General features: G+C 63.6%; 21 protein-coding genes. 9 read left to right on the top strand and 12 right to left on the bottom strand.

All coding sequences use genetic code 11. The features are described 5' to 3' along the window. The first annotated feature begins 73 nt into the window (after positions 1-73). From P0D80_RS27840 to P0D80_RS27800, 9 genes are all read left to right on the top strand, one after another. Entirely contained in the window at positions 74-808 is a 735-nt protein-coding gene (locus P0D80_RS27840) for an RNA polymerase sigma factor (RefSeq protein WP_408288164.1), read from the top strand. Next, on the top strand, positions 798-1,742 hold the full coding sequence (locus tag P0D80_RS27835; protein WP_408288161.1) for a zf-HC2 domain-containing protein: 945 nt from the start codon (positions 798-800) through the stop codon (positions 1,740-1,742). The genes P0D80_RS27840 and P0D80_RS27835 overlap by 11 nt, the downstream gene beginning before the upstream one ends. Before the next feature lie 279 nt (positions 1,743-2,021). Next, positions 2,022-2,396, top strand: a complete 375-nt coding sequence (gene rpsF, locus P0D80_RS27830) for a 30S ribosomal protein S6 (protein WP_097392318.1) — start codon at positions 2,022-2,024, stop codon at positions 2,394-2,396. A 50-nt stretch (positions 2,397-2,446) separates the two neighbouring features. Continuing rightward, positions 2,447-2,746 (top strand): primosomal replication protein N, encoded by a 300-nt coding sequence (priB, locus tag P0D80_RS27825; RefSeq protein ID WP_007182110.1) that lies wholly within the window; start codon positions 2,447-2,449, stop codon positions 2,744-2,746. 2 nt (positions 2,747-2,748) lie between these two features. Next, positions 2,749-3,024, top strand: coding sequence for a 30S ribosomal protein S18 (rpsR, locus tag P0D80_RS27820; protein ID WP_007182109.1), 276 nt, complete (start codon positions 2,749-2,751; stop codon positions 3,022-3,024). Positions 3,025-3,051: 27 nt separating this feature from the next. Beyond that, a complete protein-coding gene (rplI, locus tag P0D80_RS27815; protein ID WP_132374835.1) occupies positions 3,052-3,504 on the top strand; it encodes a 50S ribosomal protein L9 in 453 nt (150 codons plus the stop codon). A 158-nt stretch (positions 3,505-3,662) separates the two neighbouring features. Then, entirely contained in the window at positions 3,663-5,048 is a 1,386-nt protein-coding gene (locus P0D80_RS27810; protein ID WP_064269887.1) for a replicative DNA helicase, read from the top strand. 128 nt (positions 5,049-5,176) lie between these two features. Then, positions 5,177-5,803 (top strand): DUF47 domain-containing protein, encoded by a 627-nt coding sequence (locus P0D80_RS27805; RefSeq protein ID WP_012432805.1) that lies wholly within the window; start codon positions 5,177-5,179, stop codon positions 5,801-5,803. Beyond that, positions 5,803-6,813, top strand: coding sequence for an inorganic phosphate transporter (locus P0D80_RS27800; RefSeq protein ID WP_132374806.1), 1,011 nt, complete (start codon positions 5,803-5,805; stop codon positions 6,811-6,813). Before P0D80_RS27805 ends, P0D80_RS27800 begins: the two co-directional genes overlap by 1 nt. Positions 6,814-6,868: 55 nt before the next feature. On the opposite strand, the gene P0D80_RS27795 is transcribed toward P0D80_RS27800, so the two are convergent. From P0D80_RS27795 to P0D80_RS27740, 12 genes are all read right to left on the bottom strand, one after another. Beyond that, positions 6,869-7,675, bottom strand: coding sequence for an SDR family oxidoreductase (locus P0D80_RS27795; protein ID WP_408288156.1), 807 nt, complete (start codon positions 7,673-7,675; stop codon positions 6,869-6,871). A gap of 128 nt (positions 7,676-7,803) precedes the next feature. Further along, positions 7,804-9,003: an NlpC/P60 family protein gene (locus P0D80_RS27790; RefSeq protein WP_408288153.1), complete on the bottom strand. Its 1,200-nt coding sequence runs from the start codon at positions 9,001-9,003 to the stop codon at positions 7,804-7,806. Between the two features lie 205 nt (positions 9,004-9,208). Next, entirely contained in the window at positions 9,209-11,068 is a 1,860-nt protein-coding gene (locus tag P0D80_RS27785) for a PhoH family protein (RefSeq protein WP_132374804.1), read from the bottom strand. Between the two features lie 353 nt (positions 11,069-11,421). Then, positions 11,422-11,883 (bottom strand): peroxiredoxin, encoded by a 462-nt coding sequence (locus P0D80_RS27780; RefSeq protein ID WP_408288149.1) that lies wholly within the window; start codon positions 11,881-11,883, stop codon positions 11,422-11,424. Between the two features lie 140 nt (positions 11,884-12,023). Continuing rightward, positions 12,024-12,917 carry a polysaccharide deacetylase family protein gene (locus tag P0D80_RS27775; RefSeq protein ID WP_408175595.1) on the bottom strand — a complete coding sequence of 298 codons (894 nt, stop codon included), beginning with the start codon at positions 12,915-12,917 and terminating at the stop codon, positions 12,024-12,026. Positions 12,918-12,927: 10 nt separating this feature from the next. Continuing rightward, complete coding sequence (locus tag P0D80_RS27770; RefSeq protein ID WP_132374801.1) at positions 12,928-13,974, bottom strand: bifunctional UDP-4-keto-pentose/UDP-xylose synthase; 1,047 nt, start codon at positions 13,972-13,974, stop codon at positions 12,928-12,930. Then, on the bottom strand, positions 13,971-14,906 hold the full coding sequence (locus tag P0D80_RS27765; RefSeq protein ID WP_408288144.1) for a formyltransferase: 936 nt from the start codon (positions 14,904-14,906) through the stop codon (positions 13,971-13,973). The genes P0D80_RS27770 and P0D80_RS27765 overlap by 4 nt, the downstream gene beginning before the upstream one ends. Beyond that, positions 14,903-15,946: a glycosyltransferase gene (locus tag P0D80_RS27760; RefSeq protein ID WP_132374799.1), complete on the bottom strand. Its 1,044-nt coding sequence runs from the start codon at positions 15,944-15,946 to the stop codon at positions 14,903-14,905. The genes P0D80_RS27765 and P0D80_RS27760 overlap by 4 nt, the downstream gene beginning before the upstream one ends. A gap of 6 nt (positions 15,947-15,952) precedes the next feature. Next, on the bottom strand, positions 15,953-17,104 hold the full coding sequence (locus P0D80_RS27755) for a DegT/DnrJ/EryC1/StrS family aminotransferase (protein ID WP_408175592.1): 1,152 nt from the start codon (positions 17,102-17,104) through the stop codon (positions 15,953-15,955). Positions 17,105-17,361: 257 nt separating this feature from the next. Further along, positions 17,362-17,733, bottom strand: coding sequence for an SMR family transporter (locus tag P0D80_RS27750; RefSeq protein ID WP_132374797.1), 372 nt, complete (start codon positions 17,731-17,733; stop codon positions 17,362-17,364). Between the two features lie 25 nt (positions 17,734-17,758). Further along, entirely contained in the window at positions 17,759-19,501 is a 1,743-nt protein-coding gene (locus P0D80_RS27745; protein WP_408288139.1) for a glycosyltransferase family 39 protein, read from the bottom strand. A gap of 413 nt (positions 19,502-19,914) precedes the next feature. Beyond that, positions 19,915-20,289, bottom strand: a complete 375-nt coding sequence (locus tag P0D80_RS27740) for an Mth938-like domain-containing protein (RefSeq protein ID WP_408175589.1) — start codon at positions 20,287-20,289, stop codon at positions 19,915-19,917. Positions 20,290-20,510: the final 221 nt, after the last annotated feature.

The following is a 20,510-nucleotide window of genomic DNA, read 5'->3' as shown; positions in this document are numbered from 1 at the left end:
TGCCCGGTTATGCGCTGTAGAGAGTGTCACGACGAGCTCCATCGCATAGCCCGCAATGCCCTGGAGGGCCGAGGTGGTCCAGACCGATTCAGAACCTGTCCGCGCGCACGGCGAGTCCGAAGCAGCGAGGAGCCGGCGCTTTCAGCAGATGGCGCTGCCGCACCTCGATGCCGCGTATAACCTTGCGCGCTGGTTGTGCGGTAACGCCAGCGATGCCGACGATGTCGTGCAGGAAGCCTTCATGCGCGCGTTTCGCTTCTTCGACACCTTTCGCGGCGATTCGGCGCGGCCGTGGCTGCTGGCGATCGTGCGCCGCACCTGGTACACGGAATGGCGACGGCGGGCTTCGTCGCACGAAACGGTCGAGTTCGACGACACCATGGACGACGCCACCTTCGACGGCTGGAGCGTGGGCGGCGCCGACCCGCAAGCGCTCCTGATCCGCGACGAGGACTCGAAGCTCGTGCACGAGGCGCTCGCGCAGTTGCCGGTCGAATATCGGGAAGTGCTGACGCTGCGGGAGCTGGAGGAGATGGGCTACAAGGAGATCGCGGCGGTGGCCGACGTGCCGATCGGCACGGTGATGTCCCGGCTCGCGCGGGGGCGTCGCAAGCTTGCCGCGCTGCTCATGGAGAAACAGGGGGGCGCAGTGGCGTCGCACAGGTCGTCGACGTGCGCGGGGCCCGGCCCAGGTAAATCGGCCACGGCGAGCGTGACCCCATTGCGGGCGTCCGCCAACGGCCGGCCACTCAACACGCCAGGCGGCAGCGCCGCCGGCAACGCTCAGGAGACGCCAGATGGACTGTAACGAAGCGCGGCCGCTCCTCGACGCGAACGCCGATCACGAATTACCCGCGCCGGATGCCCGGCGCGTCCAGCAGCATATCGAGAGCTGCGCCGCCTGCCGGCGCGAAAGCGAGAACCTGCGGGCCTTGAGTGGCGCGGTGCGCGCGGCGCCTTATCATCGTGCGCCGCAGTCGCTGCGTGAGCGGATCGTCGCCGGGTTGCCGCCCGTCGAGGAACCGGTTGCGGCGGCGGAGGTGCCGGTTGCCAACGTCAAGACGCCGCCGCGCGAGCATGCGCGGCGGGGCTGGCTCGATCGCTGGCTGGACGGCTGGCGCGCGCCGCAAGGCGGATTTGGCTGGCCGACGGGCGTGGGCGGCTCGGTTGGCTCAGGCGGCGTGTTTGCGCGCGGCTGGCTGGCGGCGCTGGTCGTCGCGTTGTGCGCGGTCGCGGCGGGCGTGGCGTTGAACCTGCGCCGGCCGGCGGACTTCGGGCCGTTCGCCGACGAACTGGTGGAAAGCCACGTGCGCGCGCAGGTGTCGGGGCGCGACATCGACGTGATTTCGACGGACCGGCATACGGTCAAGCCGTGGTTCAATGGGCGGCTCGACTATTCGCCGCCGGTCGAGGATCTGGCGGCGAACGGCTTCGCGCTGGAAGGCGGCCGTCTGGACTACCTCGCGCATCAGCGGGTGGCCGTGCTGGTGTACCGCTACCAGAAGCACGTGATCGACGTGTACGTCTTTCCGCAGACCGGTTCCGGCGGGACAGGCCGAGACACCGGCGGCGCGGTGCCCGCGACGCTCGGTCGGGAAGGCTACTCGATCGCGCACTGGAACGCGGAAGGCATGACCTGGTGGGCGATCTCAGACGCCGCGCCCGACGCGCTGAAGGGGCTGGAAGTGGCGTTGAAGGCGCGGCTGCAAAGCGGCAGCGAGCGCACGGAAGCGGGCTCGTAGACTGCAAACGGCGGCTTGGCGGCCTGGGCGGGCCGCCTGGCCCGGGCGGCTGCTCTTGCTTAACGCGAAAAGGCTGACCGCCCGTTTCAGCCTGCCCGGCACGAGATGCCGCATCCGGCTTCGCGGCGCCACCGCCTAAACCCTTGAAAACACACCCGATTCACGCGCCGCAATAACGGGATATCTTGCAACCCGGCCCCATTCGGGTTACACTCTTTGGCTTCTCACTTGCCACACCGGTTCCGACGCCCGGGTGGCTTTAATCCACAAGGAGTGTGTATGCGTCATTATGAAATCGTCTTTATCGTGCATCCCGATCAGAGCGAGCAAGTGCCCGCCATGATCGAGCGTTACAAGAGCACGATCACCTCGCACGGTGGCCAGATCCACCGTATCGAAGACTGGGGCCGTCGCCAACTGGCCTACATGATCGAGAAACTCGCGAAGGCTCACTACGTCTGCATGAACATCGAATGCGACCAAGCCACGCTCGACGAGCTGGAACACGCATTCAAGTTCAACGACGCCGTTCTGCGTCACCTGATCGTCAAGATGAAGAAGGCCGAAACCGGCCCGTCGCCGATGATGAAGGAAGTGCAGCGCGAAGAAGCCAAGAAGTCGGCTGCTACGCAACCGTCCGAAGCGCAGGCTTAAGACACACTATTTAAGCTACCAGATTCAGCGTCGTTCTCGCCAAAGGCTACATGAACCGGCTGCAACTCACGGCCAGCGTCGTCGAACGCGAACCGGTGCGGTACACCCCCGCCGGCGTTCCGATTGCAGGCTGCACGTTGCACCACCGCACGGAAGTCGTCGAAGCCGGCATCGCCCGGCAAGTCGAACTGACCATGCAGGCAGTAGCCGCAGGCGAGGCGAGCGGTAAGCTGGAAAGCTGTCAGATGGGCGTAGAAACGCTCTTCACAGGCTTTCTGGCGAAAAAGCACCGCAACGCAAGAACTCTGGTATTTCACATCACAGCATTGCAGGACATTGGAAAGGACTGAACATGCCCCGCCCGACTGGTAAGAAATTCGACAAGCGTCGTCAGCAACAAAATCCGCTCTTCAAGCGCAAGAAGTTCTGCCGTTTCACGGCCGCTGGCGTCGATCACATCGACTACAAGGACCTCGAAACGCTGAAGGACTTCATCGGCGAAAACGGCAAGATCACGCCGGCGCGTCTCACGGGTACGAAGTCGCACTATCAACGCCAGCTGGACACGGCAATCAAGCGCGCACGTTTCCTCGCGCTGGTGCCGTACACCGACCAGCACAAGGCCTAACCCGACGACGCGATAAGGAGTCTCCGAATGCAAATTATTCTTCTGGAAAAAGTCGTCAATCTGGGCAACCTGGGCGATATCGTGAAGGTCAAGGACGGTTACGCACGTAACTTCCTGATCCCGAACAAGCAAGCTCGCCGTGCAACGAAGGAAGCCCTGGCTGAATTCGAAGTGCGCCGTGCAGAACTCGAAAAAGTCGCCGCTGAAAAGCTGGCTGCGGCTCAAGCTCAAGGCGAAAAGCTGGGCGGCTCGACGGTTCAGATCAATCAGAAGGCTGGCGTCGACGGCCGTCTGTTCGGTTCGGTGACGAACGCGGACATCGCTGAAGCTCTGGTCAAGCAAGGCTTCGCAGTGGAAAAGGCGCAAGTGCGTCTGCCGGAAGGCCCGCTGAAGATGGTTGGCGAACACGCAGTTCAAATCTCGCTGCACACCGACGTTCTGGTCGATGTGACGGTGGCTGTGATCGGCGAGCACGTCTAAGCCGACCGCGTCTAAGCATCAAATAGCATCTGCCAGGAGGTTGCTGGCAAAAGGCAGGGGCCGGGGAACCGGCCCCTGTTTTTTTGCGCCCGTTTTTTTGTTTTTCTCGCTCGCCGCAGCCGCCCGCGCGCCCCCGATTTGCCCGATAATCCCTCTCCATGAACGCACCGTCCAAAGATCCCCAACTCGAGTCGCTGAAAGTCCCGCCGCATTCGATCGAGGCCGAGCAATCGGTGCTGGGCGGCCTGCTGCTCGACAATGCCGCGTGGGACCGCATCGCCGACTTCCTGTCGCAGAGCGATTTTTACCGCTACGACCACCGCATCATCTTCGAGCACATCGGCAAGCTGATCGCGGCCACGCGCCCGGCCGACGTAATCACCGTGTACGAGGCGCTCGGCACCTCGGGCAAGGCGGAAGAGGTTGGCGGTCTCGCCTATCTGAACGCGCTGGCGCAGAACACGCCGAGCGCGGCCAATATCCGCCGCTACGCGGAAATCGTGCGCGATCGCGCAGTGTTGCGCCGGCTGGTCTCGGTTGCCGATGAAATCTCGGCCGACGCCTTCAATCCGCAGGGCAAGGAAGTCCGCCAGCTGCTGGACGAGGCCGAGTCGAAGGTGTTTTCAATCGCCGAAGACGGCGCGCGCGGCACGCAAGGCTTCCTCGAAATCGGGCCGCTGCTCACGGAAGTGGTCGAGCGGATCGACACGCTGTATCACACCGCCAATCCGAGCGACGTAACGGGCACGCCGACCGGCTTTGTCGATCTGGACCGCATGACTTCGGGCATGCACGGCGGCGAGCTGATCATCGTCGCGGGCCGTCCGTCGATGGGTAAAACGGCGTTTTCGATGAACGTCGGCGAATACGTGGCGGTCGAGTACGGCTTGCCGGTCGCGGTGTTCTCGATGGAAATGCCGGGTTCACAGCTCACCATGCGTATGCTCGGCTCGGTCGGACGGCTGGATCAGCACCGCATGCGAACCGGGCGCCTGACTGACGAGGATTGGCCGAAGCTCACTCACGCCGTGCAGAAAATGAGCGAGGCGCAGATTTTCATCGACGAAACCGGCGGTCTGAACCCGATGGAATTGCGCTCGCGCGCGCGCCGATTGTCGCGCCAGTGCGGCAAGCTCGGGTTGATCATCATCGACTATTTGCAGCTGATGAGCGGCTCGTCGTCGGGTGAAAACCGCGCGACCGAAATCTCGGAAATCTCGCGTTCGCTGAAGAGTCTCGCCAAGGAACTCGACGTGCCGGTAATTGCCTTGTCGCAGCTCAACCGGGGTCTCGAGCAGCGTCCGAACAAGCGGCCGATCATGTCGGACTTGCGCGAATCCGGCGCTATCGAACAGGATGCCGACGTGATCCTGTTCATTTACCGCGACGAAGTGTACAACCCGGACAGTCCGGACAAAGGCACGGCCGAGATCATCATCGGTAAACAGCGGAATGGTCCGATCGGCCCCGTTCGGCTCACGTTCCATGGCCAATTCACGAAGTTCGACAACTTTGCCGGCGCGCAGAATTTCTACAGCGATTGAGCGGAGAAGTGAAGCGATAACTGGAGCGTCGTTGTAACGGCGCTTTCAAAAGTGCGGCTCGGGTCTCGCAACGGTACAATGTGGCGGTTTTATGTCAGCCATAAATGTGACCAATTTTCGGGATCCCAATGTTCGGTCGATTCATGCCCACCGAGGGCAAGTTCTTTGAAATTTTCAATGCGCACGCAACGTGCATCGTCTCTGCAAGCCGCGAACTCGAGCTGCTGATCGACAACCTGCAGGACGCCGAGACCCATAAGCAAAACGTGCAGAAAGCCGAGAAGGCCGCTGACAAGCTCACGCACGAAACCATCGACCTGCTGCACAAGACGTTCATCACGCCGCTCGACCGTGACGAGATCCACAAGCTGATCACCACGATGGACGACATCCTCGATTTGATGGAGGACGTCGCCACCGCCATTTCGCTGTACGACGTGCAGGCCGTGACCTCCGAGGCGAGCCAGTTGGCGCACATCTGCACGGCAACCTCTGAGCGCGTGCAGTTCGCCGTGAGCCTGTTGTCCGACATGAAGCAGGCGAGCCAGATCCTGAAGGCCTGCGAGGACATCGACCGTCTGGAATCGGAAGCCGACCGCGTGCTGCGCTCGGCCATGTCGAAACTGTTCCGCGAAGAAGACAACGTCAAGACCCTGATCAAGCTGAAAGCGATCTATGAATTGCTCGAAACGATCACGGACAAGTGTGAGGATGTAGCGAACATCATCGAAGGCATCGTGCTGGAAAACGCATAATGCAATCGATACAACTCGCAATCTGGGTCGTCACCGGCCTGGTCGCCGTCGCGCTGATTTTCGACTTCATGAACGGCTTCCACGACGCAGCCAATTCGATCGCCACGGTCGTCTCGACCGGCGTGCTGAAGCCGCAGCAGGCGGTGGCCTTCGCGGCGGCTTTCAACGTCATCGCGTATTTCGTGTTTCACCTGAAAGTGGCGGCGACCGTCGGCAAGGGCACGATCGACCCGAATATCGTCGACCATTACGTGATTTTCGGTGCGCTGGTCGGCGCGATCGGCTGGAACATCATCACCTGGCACTACGGCATTCCGTCGAGTTCCTCGCATGCGCTGATCGGCGGCCTGGTGGGCGCGGCGCTCGCCAAATCGGGTTGGGGCTCGCTGAATTTCGACGGCCTGATGAAGACGGTCGCCTTCATCTTCATTTCGCCGCTGCTCGGCTTCGTGCTCGGCTCGTTCTTCATGCTGGCGGTGTCGTGGATCTACTTCCGCACGCCGCCGAGCAAGGTCGACCGGCGTTTCCGGCGCCTGCAACTGGTGTCGGCGGGCTTGTATAGCCTCGGCCACGGCGGCAACGACGCGCAGAAAACCATCGGCATTATCTGGATGCTGCTGATCGCTACCGGCTATGCGTCGTCGTTTGCGGATGCGCCGCCGCTGTGGGTGATTGGCGGCTGTTATCTCTCCATGGGCGTCGGCACGCTGTTCGGCGGCTGGCGCATTGTCCGCACGATGGGCCAGAAGATCACCAAGCTCAAGCCGGTCGGCGGCTTTTGTGCGGAGACGGGTGGCGCGATCACGCTGTTTACCGCGTCATGGCTCGGCATTCCGGTGTCCACCACGCATACCATTACCGGCGCGATCGTCGGTGTCGGCGCGACGCAGAAGCTGAGCGCGGTGCGTTGGGGCGTGGCCGGCAACATCGTGTGGGCGTGGATTCTGACGATCCCGGCTTCCGCGGCGCTCTCCGGCGCTGCATGGTGGCTCGGCCACCGCTTCCTGTAAGCGCGCGGCGGCGCTGACCACCGCGTTATCACACTCGGGGTTCGAAGCGCGCCGTCTAGATCAGCGGCGCGCTGCCTCCATCCATCGGGACGATTGCGCCCGTCACATAGCTCGCGCGGCGGCTCGCCAGAAACAGCGCGACGTCAGCGATTTCCTCCGGTTTGGCATAGCGTCCGAGCGGCACTTTGGCCTGCCCGCGCGCGAGCGCTTCCGCGCTCTCGATGCCTTGCTGCGTCGCTTCGAGCTTGACCGCTTCCTCGACACGCTCGGTCAGCGTCGCGCCGGGGTTGATCGCGTTGATGCGGATGCCGTAGCGCGCGTAATAGTGGGCGAGACCGACGGTGGCGAGCATCAGCGCGGCGTTCGCGGCGCCGCCTGCAATATGGATGTCGCTCGCAATCTTGCCGCCCATGCCGATGATGTTGACGATCGTGCCGGGCTCGCCGCCGTTGCTGGATTTGGCGCGCTCGGCCATGCGGCGCAGCACTTCCTGCTGGGGATAGATGTAGGGGAAGTATTTCGCTTCCATGGTGGCACGGAACGCGTCGGCATCGAGCGTTTCCGGGTCGTAGCGGCGCGCGGCGCCGGCGCTGTTGATCAGTATGTCGATCGGGCCGACCGCGGTGCTGACTTCCTCGACGATATCGGCGGCGCTGTGCGGTTCGTGCAGATCGGCGCGGGTCCGGTGCACGTGCAGGCCTTCCTGCTTCAACTGCTCGTAAGCGCGCGCGAGGTTCGCGGGATCGCGCGAGACGATCGCGACTTTCGCGCCTTCGAGCGCAAACGCGCGGGCGCAGGCGAACCCGATCCCCTTGCTGCCGCCCGTGATCAACACCACCTTGTCTTTAAGCCCGAGATCCATCGTCATCACCCGCTGTCGAAAGAATATCGATGACGATAGCAGATCGGCGGGGTCGTTGTGGCGTGCGGGGCGATGGCGACGCGCATGATGGCGCGCAAGTTGGCGCGGCTGAGCCCCGCGTGATGGCGTCAGTAGTTGCCGTTGGCGAAGCGGGCGATCGGATCGTCGTTGGTTTGCGTGGGGGCCGGCATGCCGCGCGAGGCCGTCGACGCGCGCATGATCTGCACGCTGCCATTCTCATCGGCTTGCTGCGCCTGTCGAGCCTGGCGCGCGGCGACGGACGCGGGCGGCGGTGGCTCGAACGCGTCGGCGGCGGCATCGATTGGATCGGGCGCGCGGGCGGCTGCCGTTTGCGGAGCGGTGCGTGAAGCCGTCGGCTGTTGTTGAGCGGGCGCGCCGGCGTCGTACGCGCTGGCTTGGGCCGCCTGAACCGGCGTCGGCGATACGGCGCCCGCCGCGCGCGCCTGCATCTGCGCTGCGCTCATTCCGGGCGGTGGTGGTTCGAACGGATCGGCTTGGGGCGTGGCCGCGGTCGTTGTCGGTTGCGCCTCAGTGGTCAACGGCGCGCGCGGCGTCGCCGCGACGCGGGCTGTCTGCTGCGATTGCGATTGGGGTTGCAGCGCGCCTGCGGCATAAACCGGCTGCTGTGTGGCTGTCTTCGCCGACGTCGGCGCCACGGCCGCCGCCGTACCCGCATAAGCCGGCGCCGTCTGCGCCACAGGCGCGACGCGCTCAGGCTGGGGCGCCGCCGCCTGATAACTCGGCGTATCGAACGGCGCCGGCGTCGCAGCCGGTCCGGCCACGCGACGAATCCCGTCAAAACGCTTGGCCCAATACGGATTGGTCAGATAGTCGAGCCGCACCGTGCCACCGGTCGACGGCGCGTTGACGAAGCGCAGCTTGCCCACATAAATGCCGACGTGCGAATGCGCGCGCCCCGTCGTGTTGAAGAAAATCAGATCGCCCGGGGCGATCCCGTCCGGTTCTATCGATTCGCCGCGCCCGCTCATGTCCGCCGTCGTGCGAGGCAGATTCACCGACGCCGCGCGCAAGACGACATAGCGAACCAATCCGCTGCAATCGAAGCCGCTGTCCGGCGTATTGCCGCCCCAACGGTATGGAATGCCGACGAGGCTCATCGCCTGAATCGAGATTTCCTCGCGGCCGATGCTGTGGTCGACGAAATTCGGGAAGCCGGGCGGCGGAGCATGATAAGCGCCGTTCGCCACTACAACCGAGCCGCCCGAGCGCGACGACGTTTTCTGCGGCGCGCCGGCGCAGGCGGCGAGCAGAAAAACGGTCAACAGCGAAAAGGCGAGTCGGCGCATGAAGACGAGGAGAGCGGTAAACGCCCGTTTAACGGCGAACGATGTCGGGATGGTAGCCCTTGGAACCTCGCTCCGGCAAGAATTCTTGACAAATTACATGAAGTTCGTGCGCTAAGTGTTGCCCGGCGAGAACGCGCAGTCAAGAAAAAAGCCGCGCCCGGAATACTCCGGAGGCGGCTTCTGGGTAAAGCTAACTAACTGAAACTTAAAGAATTTCCGACGCGTAGTCGGCAAGGCGCGAGCGCTCGCCGCGCGCCAGTGTCACATGCCCGCTGTGCGCCCAACCCTTGAAGCGATCGACCACGTACGTCAAACCCGAACTGCCTTCCGTCAGATAAGGCGTATCGATCTGCGCGATGTTGCCCAGACAGATGATTTTTGTGCCCGGACCTGCGCGCGTGACCAGCGTCTTCATCTGCTTAGGCGTCAGATTCTGCGCCTCGTCGATGATCAGATACTTGTCCACGAACGTGCGGCCACGCATGAAGTTCATGCTTTTGACCTTCAGGCGGGAGCGGATCAGCTCCTGAGTCGCGGCGCGGCCCCATTCGCCGGCTGCGTCGTCAGTCTTTTGCAGGACTTCGAGGTTGTCGTCGAATGCGCCCATCCACGGCTGCATTTTTTCCTCTTCCGTACCTGGCAGGAAACCGATGTCTTCACCGACCGGCACCGTCGCGCGCGTCACGATGATCTCGTTGTAGCGCTTGTCGTCCAGCACCTGCGCGAGACCGGCGGCGAGCGCGACCAGCGTCTTGCCGGTACCGGCCTGACCCAGCAGCGTGACGAAGTCGATCTCCGGATTCATCAACAGGTTCAGCGCGAAATTCTGCTCGCGATTGCGCGCCGTGATGCCCCACACGTTGTTCTTGTGGTGGCCGTAGTCGCGCAAGGTTTGCAGCAGCGCCGTCTTGCCGTTCAGCTCGCGCACCAGCGCGTGAAACGCCGGCTCGCCGTTCTGCGGCTCGAGATAGACGAACTCGTTGACCAGCATCGAGGCGCACAGCGGACCCGTCACGCGGTAGTACGTCGTACCGGTCTTGGTGTCCTGCCAGCTCTCCATGCCCTTTGCGTGCTTGGTCCAGAAATCCTGCGGCAGCGCGCGGATGCCGGAATACAGCAGATCGCTGTCTTCGAGCACCTGGTCGTTGAAGTAGTCTTCAGCGGGCAGGCCAAGCGCATGCGCCTTGATGCGCATGTTGATGTCTTTCGACACCAGCACGACCTGACGATCCATCCGGTCGCGCTGCAATGCGCGCACCACGCCGAGGATCTGATTGTCGGCCTTGCCTTCCGGCAGACCTTCCACCGGCTCGATGGCGGTCAGCTTGGTCTGGAAGTACAGACGCCCAGACGCCTCGCGGCTGCCCAGACGCGCGAGCGAAATGCCGTCGGACATGTTGCCGGCGTTCGCCACCAGCGCGTCCAATGTGCGGCTCACCTGACGGGCGTTGCGCGCGACTTCCGACATGCCCTTCTTGTGGTTGTCGAGTTCTTCCAACGTCATCATCGGCAGATAGACGTCGTGTTCCTCGAAGCGGAACAGGCAGCTCGGATCGTGCATCAGCACGTTCGTGTCGAGCACGAAGAGCTTCTGGACTTCGGCCGGCTGGGTGCCGGTGCCGCGTTTCTTGCTGGTGCCGCGCGTGCTCGGCGCGACGGCTGCGGGTGTGCTGGCTTCGGCCTGCTTCGCGCTCGGCGTGCGGGCGACGACCGGCTGCGCAGCCGGCTCGGCTTGCGGACGGGTAGCGGGAACCGGTTGCAGCAGGGCGGCGGTCTGCTTCGATTTGCGGCCGGGCGCCGTTGCGCTGCGCGCCGGAGCGGCTTGCCCGGCGGACGCGGCAGGAGCAGCCGACGATGCCGGCACCGGCCGCAAGGTGGTCGCGGCATTGGCGGCGTGCGCCATCGGCGTGGCGACGTTCGCGCGGCCGTAGTCGGCCGACTCTGCGGATTCCCCGTCGGCAGCCTGTTTCTTCGCGGCGGAGCGCGCCGGGCTGGCGGCTTTGGCCTTGTATTCGTCAGGCGGCAGGAGATTGCCGAGCTTGCTGGGGGGGGTAGGCAAAGGCATGGTTTCCCTCGAATTAATCGGGTCACATATCGTGCGCCGCCTGTCGCATTCTGCCGGTGCCAATGAGTGCGCACGCAGATTGCGCCCGGAGGCGCGCATTCGGTCTAGAGATGCCGGTTCGCCTGGTCTTCGATCGGCTCCTTAACGGAAGCGCGCGGCCGAGTGAACGAACGGCTGCGCGCAATTAAAAAAGCCGCCGCCCCGGCGTACGGGGCAAGCGGCTCGCCTACAGTGCTCGCGTTGCACCTCACGACTCCGACGGAACCCAGGAAACGGGAAGCGGCCGTCAAGTCTGGCGCAGCGGCAAAAAATTGGGGTGTACAGGCACTCATTGCAACCCAATATAACGCGCCTCAAAGCGCTTGTACAGCCTCCAGAATATCGTCGACGTGGCCGGGCACTTTCACACCGCGCCACTCCTGGCGCAGCACGCCTTCGCCGTCGATGAGGAACGTGGAGCGTTCAATTCCCCGTACTTCTTTGCCATACATTTTCTTCATTTTGATGACGCTAAAGAGCGCGCACAGCGTTTCTTCAGGATCCGAGATCAGCGGGAAGGGCAATTCGAGCTTTGCCTTGAAGTTGTCATGCGAGCGCAGGCTGTCGCGCGACACGCCGAGGATTTCCGCGCCGGCCTTCTTGAACTTCGGATACAGATCACGGAACTGCAGACCTTCGGTCGTGCAGCCCGGCGTGTTGTCCTTTGGATAAAAATACAGCACCACCTTCTTGCCCCGCAGCTTGGACAGCGTGATCTCGCCACCGGTAGCAGGGGCGGTGAAGTCGGGGATGGGTTGGTCGACTGCAATGGGCACGAGGTTCTCCGGTTGTGATGGCCTGCGCCGGATGAGTGCGGCGGCGTCGGCCTGGCATCGAGACTTGGGGGTGGGCAGCCGGCGCGCGGCATGCTCTCGCGCGGCGGACGGATCGTCAGGGCCGGCTGCACGTTGATCAGTCAGGGCTGGACAATCAACTCGCCGGAGCGCCCTGGAATTTCGCCCCATGTAACAGGGTACGATGGCAGCGTGCTGCGGTCTAGCGTGGCGTAGTAATCGCCCATCGTCGCGAAGGTGTGGCCTTGCGCGCGCCAGCCTTCCAGAAGCTGCTCGAAGATCGGCGCGAGCTTTTGCCCTTCGAGTTCCGCATGCAGCGTGTACACCTGATCGTGTGGATTGTTTTCGGTGTGCTTCAACATCCATGCGGCGACGTTGTGCGCTTCGACACCGTCCACGCCGAGCACTTCGTCGAGCGTGGGCAGCGTGGTGGGCATCTGCACATGCGTGAGCGTGCGGCCGTCGACCACCGGCAGATACGGCGAGTGGCCGCGCCCGTCGGACGCGTAGTGCATGCCCCACGCGTCGATCTGCTCGAACGCATGGCCGTTCATCTGCCAGCCGGCCGCGCCGTGCGTGGTCGGCGGCGCGCCGAACACCTCGACGAAACGGTCGTGGCTTTGCTGCATCTGCGCAGTGGTCCATGCGCGATCTTTCGAGCGCACGTTGTCCTGCCAGTAGACGTGATCCCACGTATGAATGCCGCATTCAAAGCCGGCTTCGTGGATCGCGCGCATTTCCGCCGAGGCCTTGGCGCCGATGTCCGGACCGGGCAGCAGCACGCCGTACATCAGCTGCTTGACACCGTAGTGTTCGACCACCGAGGTACGCGAAACCTTTTTCAGAAAACCCGGGCGCAACACGCGGCGCATTGCCCAACCGGTGTGGTCGGGCCCGAGGCTGAAGAGGAAGGTGGCGCGCGCCTTGAAGCGGTCGAAGATACGTGCGAGGTTCGGCACGCCCTCGCGGGTGCCGCGCAGCGTGTCGACGTCGATCTTCAGGACGATACGAGCCAAGGATCAGCCCTTATTGCTGTTCGACGAGCGCGCGCGCTTCGCCGACGTGGCCGCGATACGCTTCGAAAATCTTGCGCAGCGCTTCGTCGAAGGTCGACTTCGGCGCCCAGCCGAGTTCCTGCATCGTGTTGTCGATCTTCGGCACGCGGTTCTGCACGTCCTGATAGCCCGCGCCGTAGTAAGCGCCCGACGACGTTTCGATCAGTTGCACCTGCTTGGCCGTGTCCGCGTACTCCGGGAATTCGGCGGCGAGCGTCAGCATCTTGTGCGCGAGTTCGCGCACCGAGAAATTGTTGGTCGGGTTGCCGATGTTGTAGATCTTGCCCGTGGCGATGCCGTCCTTGTTCTCGATGATCTTCATCAGTGCGCCGATGCCGTCGTCGATATCCGTGAACGCACGCTTTTGCGCGCCGCCGTCGACGAGGCTGATGTTCTCGCCGCGCACGATATGGCCGAGGAACTGCGTGACCACGCGCGAGCTGCCTTCCTTCGGCGTGTAGATCGAGTCGAGGCCCGGTCCGATCCAGTTGAACGGACGGAACAGCGTGAAGTTCAGGCCTTCCATGCCGTAACCCCAGATCACGCGGTCCATCAACTGCTTGGAGCACGCGTAGATCCAGCGCGGCTTGTTGATCGGGCCGTACGAGAGTTGCGATTCTTCCGGATCGAACTGCTCGTCCGTGCACATGCCGTAGACCTCGGACGTGGACGGAAACACGAGGTGCTTGCCATATTTGACGGCCGAACGCACGATCGGCAGGTTCGCCTCGAAGTCGAGTTCGAACACGCGCAGCGGCTGCTTCACGTACGTGGCGGGCGTGGCGATCGCGACCAGCGGCAGGATCACATCGCACTTCTTGACGTGATATTCGACCCACTCCTTGTTGATCGTGATGTCGCCTTCGAAGAAGTGCATCCGCTCATGATTGATCAGATCGCCCAGACGCTCGGTCTGCATGTCCATGCCGAAGACTTCCCAATCGGTCGTTTCGAGAATGCGTTTGGACAGGTGATGGCCGATGAAGCCATTCACACCCAGAATCAGGACTTTTTTCATGAGTAACGGGGAGTTTGGATGAGCTGGGCAAATTCGGCCGGAGTGACGACAGTCTCGCTGCCGTCGTGCTGGTGCCGCAATTCGTGGATGGCGATCGCGCGGCCGTCGCCGCATATCGCGAAAACGGCATTATCGCTTACGTGCAGGCCCGGGGGCAAATCCGAGCGAAGCGCGCCGGGCGCGGCGAGGCGCGCGCGCGCGACGATGAAGCGCCGCTCGCCGATATCCGTGAAAGCGCCGGGATAGGGCGGCGCCACCGCGCGGATCAGGTTGTAGACCTGCTGCGCCGATTGTGTCCAGTCGATGCGGCCGTCTTCCGGCTTGCGTCCGCCGTAATAGCTGCCGTGCGCGATGTCGTTCGGCAGATGCGGCGCCTCGCCCGCCAGCAGGGACGGCAGCACGCGCCACAGCGTTTGCTCCGCGGCCACGGTGACCTTGTCGAAGACTTGTGCTGCGGTATCGTCGGGCAGGATCGGCACTGGTGTTTGCGCGAGAATCGCGCCCGCGTCGGGCTTGGCGGCCATTTCGTGCAGCGTCGCGCCGGTTTCCGTTTCGCCGTGAATCACCGCCCAGTTGGTCGGCACGCGGCCGCGGTATTTCGGCAGCAGCGAGCCGTGCATGTTGTAAGCGCCCCGTGCGGCGAGCGCCAGCACGTCGACCGGCAGCATGTGGCGGTAGTAGAACGAGAAGATGAAGTCCGGGCGCGCGGCGCTTACCGCGGCGCGCAGTTCGGGGCTCTTCGGGTCGTTCGGCGTCACGACCGGAATGCCGTGCTCGGCCGCGACCGAGGCGACGCTGCCGAACCAGATGTTTTCGGTCGGGCTGTCTTCGTGCGTGACGACGAGCGCCACGTCCACGCCGCGCGCGAGCAGCACCTGCAGGCAGCGCACGCCGACGTTGTGATACGCGAATACGACAGCGCGTGGCTTCATGGATTCGGGCCCTGATCGAGGAGCGGCGCGGCCTGCACGGCCTGCACGACGGTCTGGCGCGGCGCTTCGGTCACGGTCGTGCCGTCGCGCTGTTCGAGAATGGTCTGCACGAGGTAGCGCGGACGCGCACGCACTTGCTGATAGATCCGGCCGATATATTCGCCGAGCAGGCCGAGCGCGAAGATGATTACGCCGAGCAGGAAGAACGTGATAGCGAACAGCGTGAACACACCTTGCACTTCCGCGCCGATGATGAAGCGTCGAATCAGCAGCAGCACGAACAGTGCCGCGGACCCGAGCGACAGGATCACGCCGATGAACGACAGCCATTGCAGCGGCACGACCGAGAAGCCGGTGACGAGGTCGAAGTTCAGGCGGATCAGCGAATACAGCGAGTACTTCGATTCGCCGGCGAAACGCTCTTCGTGCGCGACTTCGATTTCCACCGGATTCTGCGCGAAGGTGTACGCGAGCGCCGGAATGAACGTGTTGATTTCACCGCAGCGATTGATCGTGTCGATGATGTGCCGGCTGTACGCGCGCAGCATGCAGCCCTGGTCGGTCATCTTGATGCGGGTGATGCGCTCGCGCAGCCGGTTCATCGCGCGCGAAGCCTTGCGGCGCCACAGGCTGTCCTGGCGTTGCAGGCGAATCGTGCCGACGTAGTCGTAGCCTTCGCGCATCTTGTTGACCAGCTTGCCGATTTCTTCCGGCGGATTCTGCAGGTCGGCGTCGAGTGTGATGACGATCTCGCCGCGCGATTGCTCGAAGCCCGCCAGAATCGCCATGTGCTGGCCGTAGTTGCCGTTCAGCAGAATCACGCGCGTCGTGTCGGGACGCGCGCGAAACTGTTCGGCGAGCAGGGCGGCGGATTTGTCGCGGCTGCCGTCGTTGATGAAGATCACTTCATAACCGGTGCCGAGCGCGTCGAGCGCCGGATACAGGCGCGCGAACAGCGCAGCCAGACCGGCTTCCTCGTTGTACACCGGGATGATGACCGACACTTCCGGTGCGGCAGCGCGATGTTCCGAATAAATCATTTCCGCTTATTTTCCGTATTGTTCGCAAATTTCATTGACCGCGCGGCACACGCGCTCCACGTCGCCTTCGTTCATCAACGTGAAGAGCGGCAGCGTGACGTTGGTCGCGCCGAACCGCTCCGCATGCGGGAACATGCCTTCCTTGAAGCCGCGCGCGCGGTACAGCGAGAACAGGTGGATCGCCGGGTAGTGCACGCCCGAACCGATGCCGCGCTCCTTCAACTGACCCATGAAGCCGGCGCGGTCGATCGACAGTTTCTCGAGCGGCAGCGTGATCTGGAACATGTGCCAGTTGCTGTTTTCAAGGTCAGCAAGTGGCAGGCCGACCCCCAGTTTTGACGCCGCGCCACCTTCCAGGCCCGCGAAATACGCGCGGACCAGTTTCCTGCGCTGCGCGAGGAAACGCTTCAGATGCGGCAACTGGCCGAGGCCGACGCGCGCGGCGACATCCGTCAGGTTGTATTTGCCGCCGAGCACGTCACAGTCCATGCCGTCGAAGCCGGTGCGCGTGATGCCCTGCAGGCGGTATTTCTGCGCGAGGATCGCTTCTTCCTCGTTGTTCAGCACCAGCGCGCCGCCTTCGATCGAGGTCAGGTTCTTGTTCGCATGGAAGCTGAACGAGACCATGTCGCCCAGCTTGCCGATGCGCTCGCCTTTCCACGTCGAGCCGAACGCCTGCGCGGCGTCTTCGATCACGCGCAGCTTGTGGGCGCGGGCGATCTCGTACAGACGATCCATGTCGACCGGCAGGCCCGACAGATACACCGGAAGCAGCGCCTTGGTGCGCGGCGTGATGGCTTTTTCGAGCAGGTCGAGGTCGATATTGCGCGTGGCCGGGTCGATATCGACGAACACCGGCGTCGCGCCGACTTCATAGATCACGTTGCTGGTCGAAACCCACGACGCCGGTGTCGTGATGACTTCGTCGCCTTCGCCCACGCCGGCGATGCGCAGGCCGATCTCCAGCGTCGCCGTGCCCGAATTGAACGTGCGCACCGGACGGCCGCCGCAGAACTCGGAGAGCGCCGCTTCGAATTTCTGGTTCTGCGGGCCGGTGGTGATCCAGCCGGAGCGCAGCACGTCGGCGACGCCCTGAATCGTTTCCTCATCGATCTCGGGTTTGACAAATGGCAAGAACGGGACTGTTGACTGGCTCATGAATGCTTCGCTCGATTGAAAGGGCGCAACCCGAAGGGCGCGAAGTAAACCACACACTGAGCGCAAATTGTGCGCAAATCCAGGCCGCGGCAAAAAAGGGCGCAACCGCACAGCATACCGTGGTCAACCTTACGGATTCCTTAGCCGGTTGGGTTGCCCGCTTACGGTTTCTTTTGCCGTCTGCATCTTCCCAGTCGGCGCTGGCGATAAACAGTAATAAATTGTGTCCGGCACACCGTTGCCCAGGACCGCGGCATCTAGCTGCGCGCCAGCACCAGCACGCCGATCAGGATGATGCCGATACCGATCAGCTTCTGTACCGACAGCACTTCGCCGAACAGGTACCACGCCGCGAACGCATTGACGACGTAGCCGAGCGACAGCATCGGATAGGCGATCGACACGTCCACCCGCGACAGCCCGATGATCCACACCGCCACGCTGATCACATAACAGGCCAGCCCGCCGATGATTGGCGGCTGGGTTGCCAGGCGAAAGGCGATGGGCAGGATGTTCGCACGGGTGAATTCGAAGTGTCCAACGGCATTCGTACCGGCTTTGAGCAGCAACTGCGCACCGGCGTTCAACGTGACGCCTGCAAGAATGCAAAAGAGGGAAATCGGGTTCATCGAACGGTTAGATCCTGATATGGGGTCATTGTTGTGGTTTTTCTACTGACGCGGGTGCCGATGCGTCGGTTGCCGGCGCGCCGGGCGTGGCCAGCGGCTTTTCCACCACCACGCGGCGCGAGTCACGGGCGATCACCTGCATCGGCAGGCCTTCCTTGAGGAGCCGGTCATAGGTCGGCGGCGGGAGCAGCGCGAGCGCGTAGCGGTCGGCCTTCCAGCGCTCGATCCAGGCATCGATGGTGGGAATCCATTTCTGCGGCTCGACGGACACGCCGAACGCCAGTTCGTCCGGATGCTCGACCATGATCATGGCGTGATCGACATAGAACGGCATCGTGTGGTCGAGCACGCCTACCGAGTAGAACGGCGTATCCGCCGGCAACTTCGCGATCTCCGCCTTGATGGCGGGCGCAAGCGGCGCGCCGGAACTCAGGCGGCCGAACACGTCGTGACCCGTGCCGGCGATGGTGCCGAGCAGCAGCCACGCCGCGCCGAAGGTGGCGACGGCACCGAGGCTGCCGGCCCGGCTGCGGCGGTTCAGCCACAGCGCGGCCAGCGTCAGCACGAAGGCGACCGCGAGCGCCGCCAGCACCCACGTGCGGTACTCCGCATAGAGTTCGGCCGGATTGCGGGCGCTGCCGAAGCGCGACATGAACAACGCGGCAAACGCGGCGACTACGAGAAAAAGTGCATAGCCGGCGAGATGGCGGCGCAGTTGTTCGCGCGTGACGAGCGGCAGGTACATGCCGATCAGCAGCGCGATCGGCGGCGCGATCGGCAGCGTGTAGGACAGCAGCTTCGAATGCGACGCGCTGAAGAACAGGAAGATGAAGACGGTCCACGTCAGCATCAGCGTGACCGGCGCGAAGCCATTCGGCTGGCGCGGCAGGCGCCACGCGTGGCGCACGCTCTGCAGCGTCACCGAGAGCCACGGCAGGAAGCCGACGATCATCACCGGCACGAAGTAGTAGAACGGCCCCGGACGGTTCTGCTCGGGCGTCAGATAGCGCTTGAACTGCTGAACGATGAAGAAGAAGTTCAGGAATTCCGGGTTGCGCTGCTGCACCAGCACGAACCACGGCGTGACGATCGCGAAGAACACGATCAGGCCACCGATCAGATGCAGGCGCTTCCACACGGCCCAATCGCGCGCGATCACCGTGTACAGCACGAGTACCGCACCCGGCAGGATCACGCCGACGAGTCCCTTGGAGAGCACCGCCAGCGCCATCGAGCCCCAGCACACCCACATCCAGCCGCGCACGCTGCCGGTCGGCAGGTTGGGGCGCTGCGCGAGCAGCAGCGCGCACAGCGTCAGTTCCATCCAGAACGACAGGCCCATGTCGAGCGTGTTGAAGTGGCCCATCAGGTTCCAGTAGGGCGAAGTCGCCAGCACGATCGCCGCGAACACGCCGGTCGCCGCGTTGAACACGCGCGCGCCGGTGAAGCCGACCAGCAGCACGCCGGCAAAGCCCGTCAGCGCCGTGTAGAGCCGCGCCTGCCATTCGCCGATGCCGAACCACGCGAACGTGAGTGCGTTCGCCCAGGTTTGCAGCGGCGGCTTTTCGAAATACTTGTAGCCGTTGTAGCGCGGCGTGATCCAGTCGCCGGTCGTGAACATCTCGCGCGCCATTTCGGCGTAGCGGCCTTCGTCGCTCGGCAAGAGGTGGCGCCAGCCGAGCGGCACGAACCAGATCACGGCAAGGGCCAGCACCAGCAGCAGGATCGTGGTGCGGTTGAGCGGTAGCCTGGACGGCGTATCGTTCATGGATTTCAACCTTTGTGGCGACGCCGCGCGGGCGGCGAAGCGGTGTTGTTCGGAAATGGCGACCGGTCAGGCGGGCGGTCGCCCGCGAGGCGGCCGGCGCCTGGCGGGACGGCCATCCTCGGCGCGCGCGTGCATGAGACCGTCCGCGTGGCGTTCTGGTTGCGTTGCGACGCGCCGCTAGCTTCGACGGCGGCGCTTGCTTCACCTTGCGTCGACAGAGGTCGCTGCCGGCGCGCGCGGTCATGCTTAGACTGGCGGTCCGGCAATCAATGGCGCGCAGTGTACGTTATCGGCCGTGACGCGGCCAGGGCGCGCGCTCCAATGCGGTGGCGCGAACGCCCTGGACAAGTTGCGCAGCAGCCCGCGCGCGCATTGCAACCGACACGCTCCGGGCCGGCAGCGCGACCACGGTTCTAGGCTTCGATCAGCAGCGCGGCCGCGACCTTGCGGCCCTCGGCCATCAGAATGTTGTACGTGCGGCAGGCGGCCTTGAAGTCCATCGTTTCGACGCCGATGCGCTTCGCGGTGAGCGCGGCGATCAGGCGCGGATGCGGAAAGCGCAGCCGTTCGCCGCTGCCGAACACCACCACTTCGGGCGCGGAGTCGACCAGCATGGCGAAGTGCTCGGCACTGAGCTGCTCGAAAGAGGAGACGGGCCAAGGGATGACCGGTGCGTCCGGCAGCACGAGAATGCTGCCCGAATGGCGCACCAGATTGATTTCGACGTAGTCGGCGCCGTAGCCGGTGACGGTGTTGAGGGCGCCGCTCGAATCCTGATGTAATTTCAAATTGGTTTTCCGAAGTCGTCGTGAGACATCATGCGTGTGGGCGGCCTGACCGGCTTGAGCCGAGGCAGGGCGATTCGACGCGAGTGGGACACGCGCATGGGGCACAAACCGGCACAAACGGGGCACAAGCGGGTCACAAGCGGGTCACAAGCGGGTCACAAGCGGCCGAAAAGGCTTGCCGTTGCGGTTGGTGCATTGCGGAAGTCGGCCAAAATCCGCTA

This window comes from Paraburkholderia sp. RL17-373-BIF-A, assembly GCF_046030175.1.
Classification (GTDB): Bacteria; Pseudomonadota; Gammaproteobacteria; order Burkholderiales; family Burkholderiaceae; genus Paraburkholderia.
Note: the sequence above shows the minus strand (reverse complement) of the source record. Positions and strands in the feature narration are given on the sequence as shown.